The 22,790-nt window shown below is 56.1% G+C and carries 23 protein-coding genes and 1 pseudogene; 17 read left to right on the top strand and 7 right to left on the bottom strand.

Annotation, left to right across the window (positions count from 1 at the left end):
• Together KIF87_RS16810 and ugpQ are read left to right on the top strand one after the other, a co-directional pair.
• Entirely contained in the window at positions 1–1,071 is a 1,071-nt protein-coding gene (locus tag KIF87_RS16810; protein ID WP_213329696.1) for a sn-glycerol-3-phosphate import ATP-binding protein UgpC, read from the top strand.
• Positions 1,068–1,814: a glycerophosphodiester phosphodiesterase gene (gene ugpQ / locus KIF87_RS16805; RefSeq protein ID WP_213329694.1), complete on the top strand. Its 747-nt coding sequence runs from the start codon at positions 1,068–1,070 to the stop codon at positions 1,812–1,814. Before KIF87_RS16810 ends, ugpQ begins: the two co-directional genes overlap by 4 nt.
• On the opposite strand, the gene KIF87_RS16800 is transcribed toward ugpQ, so the two are convergent.
• A complete protein-coding gene (locus KIF87_RS16800; RefSeq protein WP_126787127.1) occupies positions 1,798–2,175 on the bottom strand; it encodes a DUF2756 family protein in 378 nt (125 codons plus the stop codon). The genes ugpQ and KIF87_RS16800 overlap by 17 nt on opposite strands.
• 123 nt (positions 2,176–2,298) lie before the next feature.
• On the opposite strand from KIF87_RS16800, the gene ggt reads away from it, so the two are divergent.
• Positions 2,299–4,044 (top strand): gamma-glutamyltransferase, encoded by a 1,746-nt coding sequence (gene ggt, locus KIF87_RS16795; RefSeq protein ID WP_213329692.1) that lies wholly within the window; start codon positions 2,299–2,301, stop codon positions 4,042–4,044.
• An 88-nt stretch (positions 4,045–4,132) separates the two neighbouring features.
• Here the strand turns inward: ggt and yhhY are convergent, their stop codons facing one another.
• A complete protein-coding gene (yhhY, locus tag KIF87_RS16790) occupies positions 4,133–4,621 on the bottom strand; it encodes an N-acetyltransferase (protein WP_213329690.1) in 489 nt (162 codons plus the stop codon).
• Positions 4,622–4,877: 256 nt separating this feature from the next.
• Between yhhY and KIF87_RS16785 the strand changes: the two are divergent.
• From KIF87_RS16785 to gntU, 5 genes and pseudogenes are all read left to right on the top strand, one after another.
• Positions 4,878–5,916, top strand: a pseudogene (locus KIF87_RS16785) (oxidoreductase).
• A 122-nt stretch (positions 5,917–6,038) separates the two neighbouring features.
• Positions 6,039–6,734, top strand: coding sequence for a pirin family protein (locus KIF87_RS16780; protein ID WP_000639796.1), 696 nt, complete (start codon positions 6,039–6,041; stop codon positions 6,732–6,734).
• A 91-nt stretch (positions 6,735–6,825) separates the two neighbouring features.
• Positions 6,826–7,821: a gluconate operon transcriptional repressor GntR gene (gene gntR / locus KIF87_RS16775; protein WP_213329688.1), complete on the top strand. Its 996-nt coding sequence runs from the start codon at positions 6,826–6,828 to the stop codon at positions 7,819–7,821.
• Positions 7,822–7,947: 126 nt separating this feature from the next.
• Positions 7,948–8,475: a gluconokinase gene (gntK, locus tag KIF87_RS16770; protein WP_008503362.1), complete on the top strand. Its 528-nt coding sequence runs from the start codon at positions 7,948–7,950 to the stop codon at positions 8,473–8,475.
• A gap of 3 nt (positions 8,476–8,478) precedes the next feature.
• Positions 8,479–9,819, top strand: coding sequence for a gluconate transporter (gene gntU, locus KIF87_RS16765; protein WP_213329686.1), 1,341 nt, complete (start codon positions 8,479–8,481; stop codon positions 9,817–9,819).
• 118 nt (positions 9,820–9,937) lie between these two features.
• Here the strand turns inward: gntU and plsB are convergent, their stop codons facing one another.
• Positions 9,938–12,358 carry a glycerol-3-phosphate 1-O-acyltransferase PlsB gene (gene plsB, locus KIF87_RS16760; protein WP_213329684.1) on the bottom strand — a complete coding sequence of 807 codons (2,421 nt, stop codon included), beginning with the start codon at positions 12,356–12,358 and terminating at the stop codon, positions 9,938–9,940.
• A 154-nt stretch (positions 12,359–12,512) separates the two neighbouring features.
• On the opposite strand from plsB, the gene KIF87_RS16755 reads away from it, so the two are divergent.
• The 4 genes from KIF87_RS16755 to KIF87_RS16740 all read left to right on the top strand — a co-directional run bounded on the left by KIF87_RS16755 (position 12,513) and on the right by KIF87_RS16740 (position 15,329).
• On the top strand, positions 12,513–12,881 hold the full coding sequence (locus KIF87_RS16755; protein WP_023334158.1) for a diacylglycerol kinase: 369 nt from the start codon (positions 12,513–12,515) through the stop codon (positions 12,879–12,881).
• A gap of 108 nt (positions 12,882–12,989) precedes the next feature.
• Positions 12,990–13,598: a transcriptional repressor LexA gene (lexA, locus tag KIF87_RS16750; protein WP_024906710.1), complete on the top strand. Its 609-nt coding sequence runs from the start codon at positions 12,990–12,992 to the stop codon at positions 13,596–13,598.
• Positions 13,599–13,661: 63 nt separating this feature from the next.
• Positions 13,662–14,999 (top strand): MATE family efflux transporter DinF, encoded by a 1,338-nt coding sequence (dinF, locus tag KIF87_RS16745; protein ID WP_213329682.1) that lies wholly within the window; start codon positions 13,662–13,664, stop codon positions 14,997–14,999.
• A 120-nt stretch (positions 15,000–15,119) separates the two neighbouring features.
• Positions 15,120–15,329: a CsbD family protein gene (locus tag KIF87_RS16740; RefSeq protein WP_024906712.1), complete on the top strand. Its 210-nt coding sequence runs from the start codon at positions 15,120–15,122 to the stop codon at positions 15,327–15,329.
• Positions 15,330–15,376: 47 nt separating this feature from the next.
• Here the strand turns inward: KIF87_RS16740 and zur are convergent, their stop codons facing one another.
• A complete protein-coding gene (zur, locus tag KIF87_RS16735) occupies positions 15,377–15,889 on the bottom strand; it encodes a zinc uptake transcriptional repressor Zur (protein WP_008503369.1) in 513 nt (170 codons plus the stop codon).
• Between the two features lie 115 nt (positions 15,890–16,004).
• On the opposite strand from zur, the gene KIF87_RS16730 reads away from it, so the two are divergent.
• Together KIF87_RS16730 and KIF87_RS16725 are read left to right on the top strand one after the other, a co-directional pair.
• Positions 16,005–16,493 (top strand): cupin domain-containing protein, encoded by a 489-nt coding sequence (locus KIF87_RS16730; RefSeq protein ID WP_213329680.1) that lies wholly within the window; start codon positions 16,005–16,007, stop codon positions 16,491–16,493.
• 172 nt (positions 16,494–16,665) lie between these two features.
• Positions 16,666–17,976 (top strand): conjugal transfer protein TraF, encoded by a 1,311-nt coding sequence (locus tag KIF87_RS16725; protein WP_159515328.1) that lies wholly within the window; start codon positions 16,666–16,668, stop codon positions 17,974–17,976.
• A gap of 34 nt (positions 17,977–18,010) precedes the next feature.
• Here the strand turns inward: KIF87_RS16725 and KIF87_RS16720 are convergent, their stop codons facing one another.
• A complete protein-coding gene (locus KIF87_RS16720) occupies positions 18,011–18,346 on the bottom strand; it encodes a type II toxin-antitoxin system HicB family antitoxin (RefSeq protein ID WP_201268153.1) in 336 nt (111 codons plus the stop codon).
• A complete protein-coding gene (locus tag KIF87_RS16715; RefSeq protein WP_193941028.1) occupies positions 18,343–18,606 on the bottom strand; it encodes a type II toxin-antitoxin system HicA family toxin in 264 nt (87 codons plus the stop codon). Before KIF87_RS16715 ends, KIF87_RS16720 begins: the two co-directional genes overlap by 4 nt.
• Before the next feature lie 146 nt (positions 18,607–18,752).
• Between KIF87_RS16715 and dusA the strand changes: the two genes are divergently transcribed.
• Together dusA and pspG are read left to right on the top strand one after the other, a co-directional pair.
• Complete coding sequence (gene dusA, locus KIF87_RS16710; protein ID WP_213329677.1) at positions 18,753–19,748, top strand: tRNA dihydrouridine(20/20a) synthase DusA; 996 nt, start codon at positions 18,753–18,755, stop codon at positions 19,746–19,748.
• Between the two features lie 136 nt (positions 19,749–19,884).
• The gene (pspG, locus tag KIF87_RS16705; RefSeq protein ID WP_023310044.1) at positions 19,885–20,127 is read left to right on the top strand and encodes an envelope stress response protein PspG; all 243 of its coding nucleotides are present in this window, start codon (positions 19,885–19,887) and stop codon (positions 20,125–20,127) included.
• A 184-nt stretch (positions 20,128–20,311) separates the two neighbouring features.
• Here the strand turns inward: pspG and KIF87_RS16700 are convergent, their stop codons facing one another.
• Complete coding sequence (locus KIF87_RS16700; RefSeq protein WP_121932734.1) at positions 20,312–21,295, bottom strand: quinone oxidoreductase; 984 nt, start codon at positions 21,293–21,295, stop codon at positions 20,312–20,314.
• A 66-nt stretch (positions 21,296–21,361) separates the two neighbouring features.
• On the opposite strand from KIF87_RS16700, the gene dnaB reads away from it, so the two are divergent.
• On the top strand, positions 21,362–22,774 hold the full coding sequence (gene dnaB, locus KIF87_RS16695; protein ID WP_023310046.1) for a replicative DNA helicase: 1,413 nt from the start codon (positions 21,362–21,364) through the stop codon (positions 22,772–22,774).
• The last annotated feature ends 16 nt before the right edge of the window (positions 22,775–22,790 follow it).

Below are 22,790 nucleotides of genomic sequence, written 5' to 3'. Positions count from 1 at the left end.
ATGGCAGGTTTAAAACTTCAGGCAGTAACCAAAAGCTGGGACGGCAAAACCCAGGTGATTCAGCCGCTGACGCTCGACGTGGCGGAGGGGGAATTTATCGTGATGGTCGGCCCGTCCGGCTGCGGCAAATCCACCCTGCTGCGCATGGTGGCGGGTCTGGAGCGCGTGACGTCCGGAGATATCTGGATTGACCGCCAGCGCGTTACCGAAATGGAACCCAAAGACCGCGGCATCGCGATGGTGTTCCAGAACTACGCCCTCTATCCGCACATGAGCGTGGAAGAGAACATGGCCTGGGGGCTGAAAATCCGCGGCATGGGCAAAGGCCATATCGACGAGCGGGTGAAAGAGGCGGCGCGCATTCTCGAGCTGGACGGCCTGCTCAAGCGGCGCCCGCGCGAGCTCTCCGGCGGCCAGCGACAGCGCGTGGCGATGGGGCGCGCCATCGTGCGCGATCCGGCGGTATTCCTGTTCGACGAGCCGCTCTCTAACCTCGACGCCAAGCTGCGGGTGCAGATGCGTCTTGAGCTGCAGCAGCTGCACCGTCGTCTGAAAACCACCTCTCTGTACGTGACCCACGATCAGGTCGAAGCCATGACCCTCGCCCAGCGCGTGATGGTGATGAACAAAGGCATCGCCGAGCAGATTGGCACTCCGGTGGAGGTGTACGAGAAACCGGCCACCCGCTTTGTGGCGAGCTTTATCGGCAGCCCCGCAATGAACCTGCTGGAAGGGCGTATCAGCAGCACAGGCACGCATTTTGAGCTGGAAAGCGGGATGGCATTGCCGATCAACTGGTACTATCGTGGCTACGCCGGGCGTAAGATGACGCTCGGTATCCGCCCGGAGCATATTGCTTTAACCTCTCAGGCGGACGGCGGCGTGCCGCTGGTGATGGACACGCTGGAGATGTTGGGTGCAGATAACCTGGCGCACGGGCGCTGGGGCGAGCAAAAAATGGTGGTGCGCCTGGCACATCAGGAGCGCCCTAAGGCAGGCAGTACGCTGTGGCTGCACCTGCCGGAAAACCATCTGCACCTGTTTGACGGTGAAACAGGACAACGAGTATGAGCAACTGGCCTTATCCCCACGTCGTCGCCCACCGGGGCGGCGGTAAGCTGGCGCCGGAGAACACCCTGGCGGCGATTGACGTTGGCGCGCGCTACGGTCACACGATGATCGAGTTCGACGCCAAGCTGTCGAAAGACGGCGAAATTTTTCTGCTGCACGACGATAACCTCGAGCGCACCAGCAACGGCTGGGGCGTGGCGGGCGAGCTGCCGTGGCGCGATCTGCTGAAAGTGGACGCCGGAAGCTGGTACAGCGGCGAATTCAAAGGCGAACCGCTGCCGCTGCTGGCGGACGTGGCGGACCGCTGCCGCCAGCACGGCATGATGGCCAATATCGAAATCAAACCGACCACCGGCACCGGGCCGCTGACGGGCAAAGTGATTGCCCTCGCCGCGCGCGAGCTGTGGGACGGGATGACCGCGCCGCTGCTCTCCTCGTTTGAAATTGACGCGCTGGAAGCGGCACAGGCGGCCGTGCCGGAGCTGCCGCGCGGGCTGCTGCTTGACGAGTGGCGCGAGGACTGGCGCGAGCTGACGACGCGCTTAGCGTGCGTTTCTATCCATCTCAATCACAGGCTGCTGGATGAGGCGCGGGTGAAGATGCTGAAAGACGCGGGTCTGCATATTCTGGTCTACACCGTTAACAAACCCCAGCGTGCAGCCGAGCTGCTGCGCTGGGGCGTGGACAGCATCTGTACCGATGCAATTGACCTGATCGGCCCGAACTTTAGTTCTGCGGATTAAGCATACTGCCATTCGACTGCGGCGGCAGCATATGCTGCTGTCCGCTGCCTGACGACGTCATCCCCCCTAACATCCCGCCGTTTTTATTCGGCAGCGGCTGCTCGCGCACCTGCCCCTGCTGCACGCGCTGGGTGTTGGCGTTCATCTGATTTTGCAGGCTTTGCTGCTGCATTTGGGTCTGCGTTTTAAGCTGCTGGTTAAGCATCCCTTTCTGCTGCTGTTGCTGGCTCATCATCTCGGTCTGCATACGCTGCTGGCTCGGGATAACATAACCCTGCTGGTTGGGATTGTTCATGGTGTTGAGTGGCTGTGCGAGCGCGGCAAACGGGATCAGCGCCGCAAGAATCATCAAGCGTTTCATTGTCATTTCCTCCTTTTGAGGTCTCTCTTAAGTTTACCCTGATTTCACCATGACGATGATTTTTTAGGAGTTGTGAACCAGGCTTAAGCGGGGAATATGGATCCCTTCACCTGGAGAACAATAATGATGAAACCAACGTTTTTGCGCTGGGTTGCCATCGCCGCGCTGATGGCTGGCGGTACATTTAGCGTGGCGGCCAACCCGCCAGCGGCGCCTCCGGTCTCTTACGGCGTGGAGGAAGATGTTTTTCATCCCGTGCGGGCAACCCATGGCATGGTGGCGTCAGTGGATGCGCTGGCAACAAAAGTGGGCGTCGATATTCTCAAGCAGGGCGGAAACGCGGTGGATGCAGCGGTCGCCGTCGGCTATGCGCTGGCGGTAACGCATCCGCAGGCGGGTAACCTGGGCGGCGGCGGCTTTATGATGCTGCGCACCAAAGACGGCAAAACGACGGCCATCGACTTCCGCGAGATGGCGCCTTCCCAGGCGTCCCGCGATATGTTCCTCGACGACCAGGGTAACCCTGACGGCAAAAAATCTCTGACCTCGCATCTCGCCACCGGCACGCCGGGTACCGTCGCGGGCTTCTCGCTGGCGCTGGAGAAATACGGCACCCTGCCGCTGAACAAGGTGGTGCAGCCTGCCATCAAGCTGGCGCGCGACGGCTTTGTGGTAAATGACGCTCTGGCGGACGATCTCAAGACCTACGGCAGCGAAGTTATTCCGAATCATGAAAACAGCAAGGCTATCTTCTGGAAAGACGGTGAGCCGCTGAAGAAGGGCGACAAGCTGGTGCAGAAGAACCTCGCCAAAAGCCTGGAGCTGATTGCGGAGCACGGTCCGGACGCCTTCTACAAAGGGGCGATTGCCGACCAGATTGCGGAAGAGATGCAGAAGAACGGCGGGCTCATCACCAAAGCGGATCTGGCGGAATACAAGGCGGTGGAGCGCGAGCCAATTAGCGGCACCTATCGCGGCTACGAGGTCTTCTCCATGCCGCCGCCGTCCTCCGGCGGGATCCACATCGTGCAGATCCTCAATATTCTTGAAAACTTCGATATGCACAAGTTCGGCTTCGGCAGCGCGGACGCCATGCAGGTGATGGCGGAAGCGGAAAAACGCGCCTACGCCGACCGTTCGGAATATCTCGGCGATCCGGACTTCGTGAAGGTGCCGTGGCAGGCGCTGACCAACAAGGCGTATGCCAAATCCATTGCGGAACAGATCGACATCAACAAGGCCAAACCGTCGAGCGAGATCCGCCCTGGCAAGCTGGCGCCGTACGAAAGCAACCAGACCACCCACTTCTCGGTGGTGGATAAAGACGGTAACGCGGTGGCGGTGACCTATACGCTCAACACCACCTTCGGCACCGGGATTGTGGCGGGCAACAGCGGCATTCTGCTGAACAACGAGATGGATGACTTCTCCGCCAAGCCGGGCGTACCGAACGTCTACGGGCTGGTCGGCGGCGATGCGAATGCCGTCGGGCCGAAGAAGCGCCCGCTGTCGTCCATGTCGCCCACCATTGTCGTGAAAGACGGGAAAACCTGGCTGGTGACCGGCAGCCCTGGCGGCAGCCGTATTATCACCACCGTACTGCAAATGGTGGTGAACAGCATCGACTTTGGGATGAACGTCGCCGAAGCGACCAACGCGCCGCGTTTCCATCACCAGTGGCTGCCGGATGAACTGCGCGTCGAGAAGGGCTTTAGCCCGGATACCATCAAGCTGCTGGAACAGCGCGGTCAAAAGGTGGCGGTGAAAGAGGCGATGGGCAGCACCCAGAGCATTATGGTGGGGCCGGACGGGGCGCTGTTTGGCGCGTCGGACCCGCGTTCGGTGGATGATTTGTCGGCGGGGTATTGATGTGTTGCCGGGTGGCGGCTTCGCCTTACCCGGCCTACGTGTTTCATTCCCTCTCCCTGTGGGAGAGGGTTAGGGTGAGGGCAACAAACTACTTCATCCGCGCCATATAATACGCATCCACATACTCGCCGTTGCGCAGGGCAAATTTCCTGCCGGTGCCTTCGATTTCAAAGCCAAACTTCCGGTACAGCGCCAGTGCAGCAGGGTTATCGGCAAAAACCGTTAACTCTATACGTTCGATGCGCATCCAGTTGTCGCACAGGTTGATCATCTCGCGCATGAGCGCGCTCCCGACGCCGCGCCCTTGAGCGTGCGCCGCAACGCTGATACCGAACGTTGCCACATGGCTGCGTCGCGGGCTGGCTTCCACCTGAAGCATCAGATCGCCAACGAGCTGTTCATCAATGCAGGCGACCAGTCGTCTTTGCCCGGGTTTTGCTATAAGGCGATCTTGCCAGTACTCAAGGGAAGGATGAGGTAGCTGTAGCGTGTCGTGATACACCCCCGGATGCATGTAGTTCTGGCGTAAAGCTTCGGCATCTTTCGATTCAGCGTGGCGTATCACTATCTCACTCATTCCTTGTTCCTCAGTCAGTTAAATGTCCCTTTCAACATCAATGACTTTAAAATTTGAGTCAACCGCTATTTTTTGCAAAAAAAAGTAGACAAGTGCGAATGAGAATGATTATTATTGCTTTGCATTCAGGAAGACCCCTACGGGAACCTGAAAGCACGACATTGCTCACATTGCTTCCAGTATTACTTTAGCCAGCTTCTAGCTGGCTTTTTTTTTGTTATGGTTAGACTCAGTAACCTTCCAAAAGGACTGAGCTATGACACTACATTGCGCATTTATTGGATTTGGTAAAAGTACGACCCGCTACCACCTGCCGTATGTTCTCAACCGTAAAGACAGCTGGCACGTGGCCCATATCTATCGCCGCCGCGCGAAGCCGGAAGAGCAATCCCCACAGTATTCCCACATCCATTTCACCAGCGATCTGGATGAAGTGCTTAACGACCCGCAGGTCAAACTGGTTGTCGTCTGCACGCACGCCGACAGCCACTTCGACTACGCGAGACGCGCGCTCGAAGCGGACAAAAACGTGCTGGTAGAAAAGCCGTTCACCCCCGACTATCGCCGAAGCGAAGGAACTGTTCACGCTGGCGAAAAGTAAAGGCCTGACCGTTACGCCATATCAGAACCGTCGCTTTGACAGCTGCTTCCTGACGGCGAAAAAGGCGATTGAAAGCGGCAAACTGGGCGATATCGTGGAAATCGAAAGCCACTTCGATTACTACCGTCCGGTCGCGGAAACTCAGCCCGGCCTGCCGCAGGACGGCTCGTTCTATGGTCTGGGCGTGCACACCATGGACCAGATCATCTCCCTGTTTGGCCGACCGGACCACGTGGCGTATGACATCCGCAGCCTGCGTAATAAAGCCAACCCGGACGACACCTTTGAAGCGCAGCTGTTCTACGGCGACCTGAAAGCCATCGTCAAAACCAGCCATCTGGTGAAAATCGACTACCCAAAATTTATCGTTCACGGTAATAAAGGATCGTTCATTAAGTACGGCATCGACCAGCAGGAGACCAGCCTTAAGGCCAACATCATGCCGGGCGAGCTAGGCTTTGCGGCGGATGATTCCGTGGGCGAGCTGGAGTACGTTAACGATGAGGGCGTAACGGTCAGGGAGGAGCTGAAACCGGAAGTGGGTGACTATGGCCGCGTCTACGATGCGCTGTATGAAACCCTCACAGCCGGCGCGCCGAATTACGTCAAGGAATCTGACGTTCTTACCAACCTGGAAATCCTTGAACGGGCCTTCGAGCAGGCTTCTCCTGCCACGATAACCCTCGCGAAATAAGCAAAAACCACTCCTCTGCGCTTGTTCATAATTTTTGAACAGAGGAGTCAATTTTCACCCTCTATGATCCCAGGCGGTTTGCGTCCACACTTAATCCATCGAAACGAACTGAGGGTGAAACAATGATCTACTTACGCAAAGCAAACGAACGTGGTCACGCGAATCATGGCTGGCTGGACTCATGGCATTCATTCTCGTTTGCCGACTACTACGACCCGAACTTCATGGGCTTCTCTGCACTGCGCGTGATTAACGACGACGTGATTGATGCAGGCCAGGGCTTCGGTACCCACCCGCACAAAGACATGGAAATCCTGACCTATGTGCTGGAAGGGGCGGTTGAGCACCAGGACAGCATGGGTAACAAAGAGCAGGTTCCGGCGGGCGAGTTCCAGATTATGAGCGCGGGTACCGGGGTGCGTCACTCCGAGTACAACCCGAGCAAAACGGAAAAACTGCACCTGTATCAAATCTGGATCATTCCAGAAGAGACCGGCATCACGCCGCGCTACGAGCAGCGCCGCTTCGACGCGAAACAGGGCAAACAGCTGGTGCTCTCCCCGGATGCGCGTGAAGGTTCCCTGAAGGTGCATCAGGATATGGAGCTGTACCGCTGGGCGCTGGCGAAAGACGAACAGTCTGTCCATCAGATTGCCGCCAACCGCCGCGTCTGGATCCAGGTGGTGAAAGGTGAAGTGTCCATCAACGGCACCAAAGCAACCACCGCCGATGGTCTGGCCATCTGGGATGAGCAGGCGCTCTCCGTGCACGCCGACAGCGAAAGTGAAATCCTGCTGTTTGACCTGCCGCCGGTATAAATAATTACTCAACCTTCCCTTTAAACGGGGAAGGTTGAGCTTTGTCCGTGATAAACTGAGCAAATCTCTCACTTCAAGATTTCTCAGGACGATGAAAAAGAAACGCCCCGTACTTCAGGATGTCGCCGATCGCGTCGGTGTGACCAAAATGACGGTCAGCCGTTTTTTACGTAACCCGGAGCAGGTTTCCGTGGCGTTACGTGGCAAGATTGCCGCTGCCCTTGATGAACTGGGTTATATCCCCAACCGCGCACCCGATATTCTCTCCAATGCGACCAGCCGTGCGGTGGGCGTCCTGCTTCCTTCCCTGACCAACCAGGTTTTCGCCGAAGTATTACGAGGAATCGAAAGCGTCACCGATGCTTTTGGCTATCAGACCATGCTCGCCCACTACGGGTACAAGCCGGAACTGGAAGAGGAGCGTCTTGAATCGATGCTTTCCTGGAACATCGACGGCCTGATTTTAACCGAACGTACCCACACTGCCCGCACGCTCAAAATGATCGAAGTGGCCGGTATCCCGGTGGTGGAGCTGATGGACAGCCAGTCGCCGTGCCTCGACATCGCCGTTGGGTTCGATAACTTCGAAGCGGCGCGCCAGATGACGGCGGCCATCATCGCCCGTGGGCATCGTCATATCGCCTATCTGGGTGCGCGTCTGGATGAACGTACTATCATCAAACAGAAGGGATACGAGCAGGCGATGCTCGACGCGAACTTAACCCCGTACAGCGTGATGGTGGAGCAGTCCTCTTCCTATACGTCGGGTACTGAGCTGATGCGTCAGGCACGACGCGAGTATCCGCAACTGGACGGTATTTTCTGCACCAACGATGACCTTGCGGTCGGCGCGGCGTTTGAGTGTCAGCGTCTGGGGCTTAAGATCCCGGACGATATGGCGATTGCCGGTTTCCACGGCCACGACATCGGCCAGGTGATGGAGCCGCGTCTGGCGAGCGTCCTGACCCCGCGTGAACGTATGGGCCGCATTGGCGCAGAACGCCTGCTGGCGCGCATTCGTGGCGAGACGGTTACCCCGAAAATGTTAGATTTAGGTTTCACCTTGTCACCGGGTGGATCTATTTGAACTGACAAATTTGAAGTAGCTCACACTTATTCACTTCGCGCACGTTTGGATATTGCTTCTCTTTTGCCCCGGCAGGACAATGTTACCGATAACTGTTACCCGTAACAATTGACTGAGGGACACCCTTTGAGCACGACTAATCACGATCACCACGTCTACGTCCTGATGGGCGTTTCCGGTAGCGGGAAATCAGCCGTAGCCAGCGAAGTGGCGCATCAACTCCAGGCTGCGTTCCTTGATGGCGACTTCCTCCATCCGCGCAGTAACATCATGAAAATGGCCTCCGGCGAGCCGCTGAACGACGACGACCGCAAACCGTGGTTGCAGGCGCTGAATGACGCCGCGTTCGCTATGCAGCGCACTAACAAAGTCTCCCTGATCGTCTGCTCTGCGCTGAAAAAAACCTATCGCGACCTGCTGCGCGACGGCAACCCGAACCTCTCTTTCATCTACCTGAAAGGGGATTTCGAGGTGATTGAAAGCCGTCTGAAGGCGCGTAAAGGTCACTTCTTCAAAACCCAGATGCTGGTGACGCAGTTCGAAGCGCTGCAGGAGCCGGGTGAAGATGAGAAAGACGTCTTAGTGGTTGATATCGATCAGTCACTGGAAGGTGTTGTTGCCAGCACCATCGAGGTCATTAATAAAAGGCAGTAAGTTTTGAGTACATTAACGCTAGTTTTGACAGCAGTGGGTTCCGTATTGCTGCTGCTGTTTTTAGTGATGAAGGCGCGTATGCACGCTTTTGTTGCTTTGATGGTGGTTTCTATAGGTGCAGGTCTCTTTTCCGGTATGCCGCTCGACAAGATCGCCGCGACGATGGAAAAAGGGATGGGCGGTACGCTGGGCTTCCTGGCGATTGTGGTGGCCCTTGGCGCGATGTTTGGCAAGATTTTGCACGAGACGGGCGCGGTCGACCAGATTGCCGTCAAGATGCTGAAATCCTTCGGCCACAGCCGTGCGCACTACGCGATTGGCCTGGCTGGCCTGATTTGCGCGCTGCCGCTGTTCTTCGAAGTGGCCGTTGTGCTGCTGATAAGCGTCGCGTTCTCCATGGCGCGCCATACCGGCACTAACCTCGTGAAGCTGGTTATTCCGCTGTTTGCGGGCGTGGCGGCGGCCGCAGCGTTTCTGCTGCCTGGGCCTGCGCCGATGCTGCTGGCGTCCCAGATGCACGCTGACTTTGGCTGGATGATCCTGATCGGCCTGTGCGCGGCAATTCCGGGGATGATTATTGCCGGTCCGCTGTGGGGCAACTTCATCAGCCGTTACGTTGAGCTGCACATTCCGGATGACGTCACCGAGCCGCACCTGGGCGAGGGCAAAATGCCGTCCTTCGGCTTCAGCCTGTCGCTGATCCTGCTCCCGCTGGTTCTCGTGGGTCTGAAAACCATCGCCGCGCGCTTTGTGCCGGTGGGTTCCAGCGCCTACGAATGGTTCGAGTTCATCGGTCACCCGTTCACGGCGATCCTGGTGGCTTGTCTGGTGGCGATTTACGGTCTGGCGATGCGTCAGGGGATGCCAAAAGACCGGGTGATGGAGATCTGCGGTGCCGCGCTGCAGCCTGCGGGTATTATCCTGCTGGTGATCGGTGCCGGCGGCGTGTTCAAGCAGGTGCTGGTGGATTCCGGCGTGGGGCCGGCTCTGGGCAAAGCGCTGACCGGGATGGGCCTGCCGATTGCGGTAACCTGCTTCGTACTGGCCGCGGCGGTGCGTATCATCCAGGGTTCCGCAACCGTGGCGTGTTTAACCGCCGTGGGTCTGGTGATGCCGGTGATTGAACAGCTGAACTACTCCGGTGCGCAGATGGCCGCGCTGTCTATCTGTATCGCGGGCGGTTCGATTGTGGTCTCTCACGTTAACGACGCAGGCTTCTGGCTGTTCGGTAAATTTACCGGTGCCACCGAAGCGCAAACCCTGAAAACCTGGACGCTGATGGAAACCATCCTCGGCACGACGGGTGCGATTGTCGGGATGATTGCCTTTACGCTGCTGAGCTGAATGCGGTGATTTAACAAGGCTCAAAAATAAGGCCCGGTAGCGTTACCGCTTACCGGGCCTTTATATTATGCAGAACGCCAGGCCGGGTCAGGTGAAGCCACCACCCGGCTTTTTCACATCACTCGCCCTGCGTCGCGCTCTCAATCGTCAAACGCACATCCGAGGTGATCAGCTCTGCCAGCATCTGGTATACCTTCAGCGTCTCTTCCGGCTCGGCATCGCCCGTATCGCTGATAAAGCCTTCGTCACGCAGCGTCAGAACCAGGGAGCTGAAGACCGCTTTGTCGAAGAATTCAGGGGCGTTAATGCCGTGCAGAACGGACAGGCGCTGTGCCAGCGTCCGGCTCTCTTTCTCCAGCGTACCGCGGTTGATAGACGGGTTCGCACTCAGCAGCCAGAACGTAATGGCGTAGCGCTGCAGCGTTTCGCGCGCGCCGGCCGCTAGCAGTTGCAGGGTGCGGGAGCGTGACGGATTGATGTGCAGCTCGTCGTTCGAGACGGTAATCAGCCCCTGACGACGCAGCTCTTCCGTCAGTTTATCCAGCTCGGCTGCCAGCTCATCCTTGCTCCAGCGCAGGAACAGCTCCGCTTTCAGCATCGGGTAGAGCGTATCAACGTGACGCAATAGCTCCTGACGCGAGATACGGCGATGCTGGGTGATGATGGCCGCCATGAGCGACGGCAGCATCAGCATATGGGTGATGTTGTTGCGATAGTAGGTCATCAGCACTGCCTGCTCGCGCGGCAGAATGATGATGTCGCCGATCGTATCCTTTTCGACTTCAAACTTGTTCATCTGCAACGCGTGATCGATAAGCTCACTGGCGGTAGCAGAAGGCACGGTTGAATCAACGGAATACGGTACGTTGCGCATCATGTCCAGATAGCAATCCAGCTGCTCCGTGAGCTGTTCACGGGTCAGCGAGCGCTGACGCGAAGCCAGAAGCGCCGTACAGCACAGGTTCATGGCGTTAGCCGCACCGGCGTTGTTAATGCGCACCATCAGCTCGGACGCGATGCCGTTGACCGTTGGCGTCAGCCAGGCTGGACGAATCGCTTCGATAGGATCGATGGATTCGCGCCACTCGGGAACGTGATGGTTCAGGTACGTCATCAGCGGCATCGGTTCGCCGAAGTTCACGTAGCCCTGACCGAGATTGCGTAGCTTGCTTAAGCCGCGCAGCATCTGCGGCAGGCTCTCTTTCTCTTTGGTCGCACCGCGCAGCTCTTTGGCGTACGTGCCCACTTCCATCACGTGCTCATAGCCAATGTAGATTGGCACCAGCGTGATTGGACGGGTTCCTCCGCGCAGCATCGCCTGAATGGTCATCGACAGCGTGCCGGTCTTCGGATCGAGCAGACGTCCGGTACGGGAGCGACCACCCTCGACGAAGTACTCCACGGAATAGCCGCGGCTGAACAGCTCGCCCAGATACTCGCGGAACACGGTGGAGTAGAGCTTGTTGCCCTTGAAGGTACGACGGATAAAGAAGGCGCCCAGGCGGCGGAAAATCGGACCTGCTGGCCAGAAATTCAGGTTGATACCGGCTGCAATGTGCGGCGGTACCAGCCCCTGATGATAGAGCACGTAGGAAAGAAGCAGGTAGTCCATGTGGCTGCGGTGGCAGGGAACATAGACGATCTCATGGCCATCATGCGCCAGCTGACGTACACGCTCGGCGTTATGAACGTTGATGCCCTGGTAGAGGCGGTTCCAGGTAAAGCCGAGAATGCGATCGGACAGGCGAATCATCTCGTAAGAGAAGTTCGCTGCAATCTCTTCCATCAGCGCAATGGCGTTCTGCTGGGCTTTCTCATGCGATATTTTCTTGCTGCGCGCTTCGTCTTCAACGGCGCGGGCGATCGCTTTGGAGGCCAGCAGCTTGTTGAACAGATCCTGACGCGCCGGGAGACGCGGCCCTACGGCAGCCAGGCGCTGGCGGGCGAAGTGCATACGCGCCACGCGCGCCAGTTTTTGCGCGATGATCTTGTCGGTGCCGTGCTCGTCCGCCATTCGACGCAGCGAAACGGAAGGGGAGAAACGCACAAAGCTGTCGCGTCCCAGCCAGGAGACCGCGAAGAACTTCTGGATGCCGTTAAGCATGCGCAGCGGCGGGTTCTCTTCGCCTTTTTCACGGCCCGGGCGACGACCAAACATCACCGATACCGGCACCATCTGCACATCCAGATCGGGGTTGCTGCGGTGCAGGTCGAGATAGTCATGGAACAGCTTGATGGACTCTTCTTTTGGCGTGTAGTAGGTAAACACGCGCGGCCCGCCGTGAATGAACACATAGCGCGGTAGTAAAGTGCCGTCAACTTCAAGCGGTTCAAGCGGGTCAGGTAAGTCATGCGCCAGACACTGGGCGCGAAGCGTCAGTAAGTCTGCCTTCGAGTTATAAGGCAAAACGTACATAATAGGACGCGACGTATCGAGCCCTAATTCCAGCGCGGGTTCTGCTGGGATAGACTTGCTTTTTACCAGGATGCTTAATGGTAAATTAAGTAATTTGTAGTAAATTCGTGGCCAGCCGGACATAAACGATGTAAAGCCTCTGGTTAATAATGCAATTGCGGCGCAAGGATAACAGAAAGCGCGCAAAATTTCTGTTGTTACCCGTCATACTTCAGGCTGTAGCGAAACGCGCTACAGTTCCTGTTACTGACGCTTTTTTTCATAAAAGGTTCTTTTAATGGCCAATAATACCACTGGGTTAACGCGTATCATCAAAGCCGCCGGCTATTCATGGAAAGGGTTCCGTGCCGCGTGGATCAACGAAGCCGCCTTTCGCCAGGAGGGCGTCGCCGCTATCATCGCGGTGATCATCGCCTGTTTCCTTGATGTTGATGCTATTACCCGCGTACTTCTTATCGGTTCCGTGCTTCTGGTGATGATAGTGGAAATTCTTAATAGCGCTATTGAAGCCGTTGTTGATCGCATTGGTTCAGATTTCCACGAGCTTTCTGGCCGCGCAAAAGACATGGGCTCTGCTGCCGTGTTGTTGGCGATTATCACTGCCGTTATCACCTGGGTCACGCTGCTTTGGTCACATTTCCGATGAGCCTCGAGGAATAATTAAGTCCCTGGTTTTTTGTGCAGTTTTTGGTTCCAAAATCGCCTTTGACTGTATATACTCACAGCATAACTGTATATACACCCAGGGGGCGGAATGAAAGCGTTAACGACCAGGCAGCAAGAGGTGTTTGATCTCATCCGGGATCATATCGGCCAGACGGGTATGCCACCCACGCGTGCGGAAATCGCGCAGCGTCTGGGCTTCCGTTCTCCGAATGCTGCCGAAGAACACCTCAAAGCGCTGGCGCGTAAGGGCGTGATTGAGATTGTTTCAGGCGCGTCACGTGGTATCCGCCTGCTGGTGGAAGAAGAGACGGGCATTCCGCTGGTGGGGCGTGTTGCTGCCGGTGAGCCTTTACTGGCACAGCAGCATATTGAAGGCCATTACCAGGTTGATCCAGCCATGTTCAAACCGAGCGCTGATTTCCTGCTGCGCGTCAGCGGTATGTCGATGAAAGACATCGGCATTCTTGACGGCGATCTGCTTGCGGTGCACAAAACGCAGGACGTGCGTAACGGCCAGGTGGTTGTCGCACGCATTGATGATGAAGTCACCGTCAAGCGTTTGAAAAAACAGGGGAACACCGTTCAGCTACTGCCTGAAAACAACGAGTTCTCCCCGATTGTGGTCGATCTCCGCGAACACAACTTCTCTATCGAAGGACTGGCGGTTGGGGTCATTCGCAACGGCGAATGGCTGTAACCTCTTCCTGACAGGCTATGGCGCCGCTGTAGCCTGCTTCATTCTCCACTCCCGGTATTTTTCATGTCACTGCTGACGGCATCCGATAAGGCATTGTGGCGTCTTGCTCTGCCGATGATTTTCTCCAATATTACCGTTCCCTTGCTCGGTCTGGTCGATACTGCCGTTATTGGTCACCTTGATTCGCCTGTTTATCTTGGCGGCGTGGCGATTGGCGCGACGGCGACCAGCTTCCTGTTTATGCTGCTGCTCTTTTTGCGCATGAGCACCACCGGACTCACGGCACAGGCTTATGGTGCAAAAGATCCGCTGCGTCTGGCGCGCGCGCTGGTGCAGCCGCTGATCCTTGCGCTTGGCGCGGGGCTGTTAATCGTTTTATTATGTGCGCCTCTTATCGACCTTGCGCTCCATGTTGTTGGCGGCAGCGAGGCGGTACTGGCGCAGGCGCGACGTTTCCTTGAAATCCGCTGGCTCAGCGCGCCCGCCTCGCTGGCAAACCTGGTTCTGCTGGGGTGGCTACTGGGCGTTCAGTACGCACGCGCGCCGGTCATTTTGCTGGTGGTAGGCAACCTTATCAACATTGTGCTGGATGTCTGGCTGGTAATGGGCCTACATATGAACGTGCAGGGCGCGGCGCTGGCGACGGCGATTGCCGAGTACGGAACCTTTATTATTGGCCTGTGGATGGTCTGGCGCGTGCTGGCGATGCGCGGCATCTCCCTGGCGCTGCTCAAAACCGCATGGCGCGGCAATATCCGTAAGCTGCTGGCACTTAATCGTGACATCATGCTGCGCTCGCTGCTGCTTCAGCTTTGCTTCGGCGCGCTGACGGTTTTCGGGGCTCGACTGGGGCCAGAAATCGTTGCGGTCAACGCGGTGTTGATGACGCTACTGACCTTTACCGCCTACGCGCTGGACGGTTTTGCCTATGCGGTAGAAGCGCATTCCGGGCAGGCGTACGGTGCGCGCGAAAGCGGGCAGCTTCGGGACGTCTGGCGGGCAGCCTGCCGTCAGTCGGGACTGGTGGCGCTGGCGTTCGGCCTGGTTTACGCCTGCCTGGGTGAGCAGATCGTGGCATTGCTGACGTCTATCCCTGCGCTGCGCGAGCTGGCGAGTCACTATCTCATCTGGCAAGTCATCTTACCGGTGGTCGGCGTCTGGTGTTATCTGCTGGACGGCATGTTTATTGGTGCGACGCGCGGAGCGGAAATGCGCAACAGCATGGCGGTCGCGGCGGCAGGGTTTGGCCTGACGCTGCTGACGCTTCCCTGGCTGGGTAATCACGGTTTGTGGCTGGCCCTGGCCGTTTTCCTCTCGCTGCGAGGGATATCGCTGGCTTTTATCTGGCACCGCCACTGGCAAAACAATACCTGGTTTCCCTCGCGCCACGATATATCGTGACGGTTAAAGATTCCGAATATGAAATCAACTGCCGAATCCTTAACTACAATAATTATCACGTCCAGCAGAAAAGAACGTAACGGACGTTACGACCCGACGCTTAACTAAGAGGACACGATGATGAATAAAGACGAAATCGGCGGCAACTGGAAGCAGTTCAAAGGTAAAGCGAAAGAAAAGTGGGGTAAGCTGACTGATGACGATATGACCGTCATTGAAGGTAAACGCGATCAGCTTGTCGGTAAAATTCAGGAACGTTACGGCTATGCGAAAGATCAGGCGGAAAACGAAGTCAAAGACTGGGAAACCCGTAACGACTACCGCTGGTAACGCTGAATAACCCACAGGGCGGCTCTAAGCCGCCTTTTCTTTTGCCGTTAACGCGGCTTTTTCTTCACAAGAATTGAGTGGTCGTGCTGGCAAGCGTCCTGATGGCGACAGGCTTCCACTTCCACGCAGGCAGAGCACAGCCCGTGCGCTTCAATCACGTTATGACGCAGGGCAAAACCCATTTTCGCCGCCAGCGTATGCATAATATCTTCCACGCCTTCCGCAGCCTCTTCTTTCACCACGCCGCAGCGGTCACAGATAAACATCGCCGACGTGTGGGTGGGCTGATCAAACAGATGGCACAGCACATAGCTGTTGGTGGATTCAACCTTATGCACGAATCCTTGTTCCAGCAGGAAATCCAGGGCGCGATACACCGTCGGTGGCTTCGCCTGCGGCTCGCTTTCACGGAGCAGGTCGAGCAGATCGTAGGCGCTGATAGCACCCTGCTGCAGGCTCATCAGACGTAAGACTTCAAGGCGCTGCGGAGTCAGGCGCACATTGCGTTGGGCGCACAGCTTTTCGGCCTGCGCTAACAGCTCTTTTGTGGACTTATCCATGTAGCACCCCGGATGTTATAGGACGGAAAACCCCCACTTTATCATGTTCTGGTAAAAACACCGAGATCCGCCAGTCTGTGCTATACCTGACCCATTACAAACCGGGAAATAAACAATGAAAAAACCTGACTGTATTCGGCACTGGCGCGACGTTGAAGGCGCGGATGATTCGACCTATCCAGATAGCGATGAGCTTTTTTCTATCGGCGCCCCGTTGGCTCGCAAGCTTGGGCTTGGGCGCATTGGCATCCATCATGAGCGTTTGCCGCCCGGGCGCAGAACGTCCTATCCGCATGCGGAAAGCGATGAAGAAGAGTTCATTTATGTTCTCGAAGGTTATCCAGAGGCGTGGATTAATGGCTATTTATGGAAACTTGAACCGGGCGACAGCGTGGGGTTTCCTGCCGGAACCGGTATCTGCCATACCTTTATTAACAATACGGAGGAAGAGGTGCGGTTGCTGGTCATAGGCGAGGCCAACAAGAAGCACAATCGCATCTACTATCCCCTCAATCCGGTATATGCCGCTACCCGAGAGGATCGCTGGGTAGACCACCCACCCCAGTTTTTTGGACCGCATGATGGAAAACCTGGGAAAAAATAATTTCCTCTTCTATAAATATTGAGGGCCGTCACAAAATATAACAGGCCGTAAGGGAGTTTTACTTAGGGATAGAAATAGCGGGTCTTTTACTACTTATTCACAGCAATAGTTCGTTCCTGTTTGGGTGATAACAGACAGGGGTTATTTCATAACAGACTATAACGGGCATACTGTGAAAAAAAATTTTAAATTTTCGGTGGTTAGTATCGCTGTTTCCTTGTTTATGGCAAATCAGGCGGGAGCAGCCAATACCTGGACAGAATCACGGAGTGACGCAATGGGGGGCACTGGCGTTGCCTCCGGGAGCTATGGTAGCGGGGCGTTAATCAACCCCGCGTTGCTGGCAAAGGCAAAACCGGATGATGATGTGACGGTCATTTTGCCGTCCGTTGGCGTACAGGTAACGGATAAAGACAATCTTCAGGACGAGATTGATAACATCAACGACAAAATTAATCACTACAAGGATGTGGTTGATGGCCTCACGCCAAGAGAGATTATTACCAATCCGTTAGGTTCCATTAATCAATTCCAGGGCGCGGCCAAAGATCTGGCCGATGAGCTGGACTATCTCAAGGGCAAAACCGCACGCGCGACGGCAGGTGCAGGGCTTGCCGTGAGTATCCCTAACGATGTGCTTTCCGTGGCCTTTATGGCGAAAGGCTATGCTCATGGCCGGGTGAGTTCGTCTATCGATCAGCAAGATATTGATTATCTTCGCGGTATTCAACGAAGCAATGTGGTGGCTGCCGGTGTTGCCCTGGACGCTGCGCTGAACGGTACGGATCAGATCACTAAAAACCTCAACTCAACGGCGTCTGGCCGGGCGGCGATTGTGTCCGACTATGGTGTTGCCGTTGCCCGTCAGTTTGACCTCGGCGGCGTCCCGGTTTCCGTGGGCGTGACGCCAAAACTGCAAAAAACCTGGGTCTATAACTACACCACCTCAATCTACGATTACGACAGTAACAAGTGGAACGACAGCCGCTACCGTACGGACGACACGGGCTTTAACGTCGATGCCGGTATTGCGGCAGATTTCGGCGAACACTGGACGGTCGGCGTGAGCGGACAAAACCTGATGTCGCGCGATATCGACACCAAAGATATCCGTATCCGCAACGGCCGTACGGGAGAAGTGGTGAGCTATAAAGATACCTACCAGATCCGTCCGCTGGTAACCGCCGGTGCCGCCTGGCACAACGATCTGGTGACCTTGACCGCCGATGGCGATTTGACGGAAACCAAAGGCTTCAAGAGCGAAGACACGTCGCAGTACGTGGGTGTCGGTGCCGAGGTTACGCCACTCAGCTGGCTGGCGGTGCGTGCGGGTTATCGCGCGGACGTGAAGGGTAACGACAGCAATGTCTTTACCGGCGGTGTCGGTTTTGCGCCGTTCAGTACCGTTCATGTAGACCTGATGGGCCTGTACGGTGAAGACGAAACCTGGGGCGCAGGGGCCCAGTTGAGTATGACGTTCTAAATACAAAGGGCACCCTTGCTGGTGCCCTTTACACTTATCCGTGTGCTGCTTTAGCCAGCGTATCGTTGATCCATTGATTCACGCTTTTACCTGAAACTTCAGCGGCAATGTTGATCGCTGAATGGACTTCTGGCGAGATGCGCAAACTGATTTTTCCGCTAGCTGGTCGCAGAGGCTCTCGGCCCTGCTCAGCACAATATGCCAGATAATCATCAACTGCTTCTTCAAACGCTTTACGCAGGGCAGCGACGTTATCAGCATGAAAACCGATAACATCTCTTATGCCAGCAACATGCCCAACGAAGCATAAATCTTCGTCGCTGTAATCTATTTTTGCGGCATAGCCTTTATAAGTCATAGTGTTAATCATGGAGATACCCCTGTTGCGATGAGAAAAGCCATTGCGTCGCGAACCTGATAAACCTTCGCTTCTTTATCCGGATGAGGACGATGAAACGAAGCCACAACTCCATTGATTTCGAATCTTACCCTTGAGCCGTTGCCTTCTGAGGCTTTCGCACCCAATGCGATAAAAAGCGCTTCAATCCTGCGCCATTCCAGAGAACTGGGTGTAGGCATAGAGAAAATCAACTGCAATGTTTTTTGGTGGCGGGCGTTCAATGTTTTCATTTTTAATAGATTCCATTTTGATTTTTCTCTCCGCCAAGTAGAAATAAATGATATCATTTTTTGATATCATATCAAGCCGGATCGTATCCTTTTTGAGCCTGTGCTATAGTAGCGCCCCTTTTCCACCAGATGCTTAAAACTTCGCCATGTTGTCAGAATTACAGACCGCTTTCCCTGCACACCGTTTCTCCATTGCGCCGATGCTCGACTGGACGGACAGACACTGCCGCTATTTCCTGCGGCAGCTCTCCCGCCATACGCTGCTGTACACCGAAATGGTGACCACGGGCGCAATCATTCACGGGAAGGGCGACTATCTGGCCTACAGCGAAGAAGAGCATCCGGTTGCCCTGCAGCTGGGCGGCAGCGATCCGGCCGCGCTGGCGCAGTGCGCAAAGCTGGCAGAAGCGCGCGGCTACGACGAGATCAACCTTAACGTTGGCTGCCCGTCCGACCGCGTGCAAAACGGCATGTTTGGCGCATGTTTGATGGGGAACGCGCAGCTGGTAGCGGACTGTATCAAGGCGATGCGCGATGTGGTCTCCATTCCGGTCACGGTCAAAACCCGTATCGGCATTGACGACCAGGACAGCTACGAATTCCTGTGCGACTTCATCAATACGGTATCCGGGAAAGGCGAGTGCGAGATGTTCATCATCCACGCGCGAAAAGCCTGGCTCTCCGGCCTCAGCCCGAAAGAGAACCGTGAGATCCCGCCGCTGGACTATCCGCGCGTGTATCAGCTGAAGCGTGACTTCCCGCACCTGACGATGTCCATTAACGGCGGCATCAAGTCGCTGGAAGAGGCCAAAGCGCATCTGGAACATATGGATGGCGTGATGGTCGGCCGCGAGGCGTATCAGAACCCGGGCATTCTGGCGACGGTCGATCGCGAAATCTTTGGCATCGAAGGCGCAGACACCGATCCGGTTGCCGTCGTGCGTGCGATGTACCCTTACATTGAGCGCGAGCTGAGCAATGGCACCTATCTGGGTCATATCACCCGCCATATGCTTGGCCTGTTCCAGGGTATTCCGGGCGCGCGTCAGTGGCGTCGCTACCTGAGCGAGAATGCGCATAAAGCCGGTGCAGATATCGAGGTGCTGGAACATGCGCTGCGACTGGTTGCAGTCAAGCGATAACTTTCGCTAAAAGTTCGTCAAATTCACCACGCCCTGCGAACGCTCGCGGGGCGTTTTTCTTTAATTACAACAGGTTAATACTGGCATGATTCTTGTAATGCCTACTGCATTACTCGGGAACTCGTGGGAGAGCACCATGCTGGAACTACTTTTTGTGATTGGATTTTTTGTCATGCTGTTAGCGACAGGCGTTTCGCTGCTCGGCATTCTGGCGGCTATCGTGGTGGCGACGGTGGTCATGTTTATTGGTGGATTGTTTGCCCTGACGATCAAACTGTTGCCGTGGCTACTGCTGGCCATTGCGGTCGTGTGGGTGATTCGGGCGATTAAAGCGCCAAAAGTGCCCAGTTATCAGCGCAATAACCGCTTCCGTTACTAAGGTATTGAGGGGTTCGTCACATACTTGTAACTTTTCCGGCGGCAGGGCTTAGAACAGAATAGGATTTACTTATCGAATCTGTCACTATGACTGCCGCTAAAGAATTCATCGAGCTGTACCCTACATACAGCCGAACTAAAAAAAGAAAGGGCTTCCCACGGGAAGCCCAATTTCTTTTTGGGGCTCAGGGAATCAACAAGCTCGACCCCTGCGTCGCCCGACTCTCCAGCACCTCATGCGCGCGCTGCGCATCGGTCAGCGCGAATTTCTGCGCCTCTGCCACATCCACTTTGATGACGCCGCTGGCGATTAGCGAGAACAGCTCGTTGCTGGCTTCCTCAAGTTCTTCCCGGTTGGTGATGTATCCTTGCAGGGAAGGGCGAGTCACGTACAGAGAACCTTTCTGGTTCAGAATGCCCAGGTTAACGCCGGTCACCGCGCCTGACGCATTCCCGAAGCTTACCATCAGACCGCGACGCTGCAGGCAGTCAAGCGACGCTTCCCAGGTGTCTTTCCCTACCGAGTCATACACCACGCGCACTTTTTTGCCGCTTGTGATCTCCTTCAGCCGCTCAACAATGCTCTCTTCACGGTAGTTAATCACCTGCCAGGCGCCCGCCTGCAGCGCGCGCTGCGCTTTTTGTGCATTTCCGACGGTGCCGATCAGCTTCGCGCCCAGTGCTTTTGCCCACTGACAGGCGATGAGCCCGACGCCACCCGCTGCGGCATGAAACAGGAACTGCTCGTCGGGTTTAATTTCATAGGTTTTGCGCAGCAGGTAGTAAACCGTCAAACCTTTCAGGAACGAGGCTGCCGCCTGCTCAAAGGAGATGGCGTTAGGCAGCAGGGCGGCTTTATCCGCCGGAACGTTGTGGACGGAGCTGTAAGCGCCCAGCGCAGACTGCGCGTACACCACGCGGTCGCCCTCTTTAATATGCTTGACCGCGCTGCCCACTTTGACGACGACACCGGCTGCCTCGGTGCCCAGGCCGCTCGGCATTGACGGAGGCGGGTAGAGACCGCCGCGAATATAGGTGTCGATGTAGTTTATGCCGATGGCTTTGTTTTCAACCTGCACTTCGTTTTCGCCAGGCGCGGCAGGGGTGAACTCCACCGCTTTCAGTACGTCTGGCCCACCGTGTTTCTGGAATTCAATGCGCGTTGCCATGCTCCCTCCGTAAGAAAAATATGGTAATCTTTCGACCCACTCTTTATCTCGGTAACTCCATTCACTATGGCAGGAAACAAACCCTTCAACAAACAGACTGAACCTCGCGAGCGTGATTTCCAGGTCGCAGGGTTAAAAGTCCCGCCGCACTCGATTGAAGCGGAACAGTCGGTGTTGGGCGGTTTAATGCTGGATAACGAACGCTGGGACGACGTCGCCGAGCGCGTCGTGGCGGAAGATTTCTACACCCGCCCTCACCGCCATATCTTTACCGAAATGGCGCGTCTGCAGGAGTCGGGCAGCCCGATCGACCTGATCACGCTCGCGGAATCGCTGGAGCGTCTTGGGCAACTCGACAGCTGCGGTGGGTTTGCCTATCTTGCGGAACTGTCAAAAAACACGCCTAGTGCGGCGAACATCAGCGCTTATGCCGATATCGTGCGCGAACGTGCCGTCGTTCGCGAGATGATCTCGGTGGCGAACGAGATCGCCGAAGCCGGTTTTGATCCGCAGGGTCGCACCAGTGAAGACCTGCTCGACCTTGCTGAGTCTCGCGTCTTTAAAATCGCCGAAAGCCGCGCCAATAAAGACGAAGGCCCAAAAAACATTGCCGATGTCCTCGACGCCACCGTGGCCCGTATCGAACAGCTGTTCCAGCAGCCGCACGATGGCGTCACCGGCGTGAACACAGGCTATGACGATTTGAACAAGAAAACCGCCGGCCTGCAGCCGTCGGATTTGATCATCGTCGCCGCGCGTCCGTCGATGGGTAAAACCACATTTGCGATGAACCTCGTCGAAAACGCGGCAATGTTGCAGGATAAGCCGGTGCTTATCTTCAGTCTTGAGATGCCCTCCGAGCAGATTATGATGCGTTCTCTGGCGTCGCTGTCGCGCGTGGATCAGACCCGCATTCGTACCGGCCAGCTCGACGATGAAGACTGGGCGCGCATCTCCGGCACCATGGGCATTCTGCTGGAAAAACGTAACATCTATATTGATGACTCCTCCGGCCTGACGCCGACGGAGGTTCGTTCCCGCGCGCGCCGTATCGCCCGTGAACACGGCGGCATCGGTCTTATCATGATCGACTACTTACAGCTTATGCGCGTCCCGTCGCTCTCCGACAACCGTACGCTGGAAATTGCGGAGATTTCCCGCTCGCTCAAGGCGCTGGCCAAAGAGCTGCACGTGCCGGTGGTGGCGCTGTCGCAGCTGAACCGCTCCCTGGAACAACGTGCCGACAAACGCCCGGTCAACTCCGACCTGCGTGAGTCCGGCTCCATCGAGCAGGATGCCGACTTAATCATGTTTATCTACCGTGATGAGGTTTATCACGAGAACAGCGACCTGAAAGGGATCGCCGAGATTATTATTGGTAAACAACGTAACGGCCCGATCGGGACGGTGCGCCTGACCTTTAACGGACAGTGGTCGCGTTTCGACAACTATGCCGGTCCTCAATATGATGATGAGTAATTTCTAAGGAATTCAA

This window comes from Enterobacter sp. 120016, assembly GCF_018383635.1.
In the GTDB taxonomy this organism is placed as follows: domain Bacteria; phylum Pseudomonadota; class Gammaproteobacteria; order Enterobacterales; family Enterobacteriaceae; genus Enterobacter; species Enterobacter asburiae_D.
The sequence above is the reverse complement of the archived record's forward strand: the minus strand, read 5'-3'. Positions and strand labels throughout refer to the sequence as shown.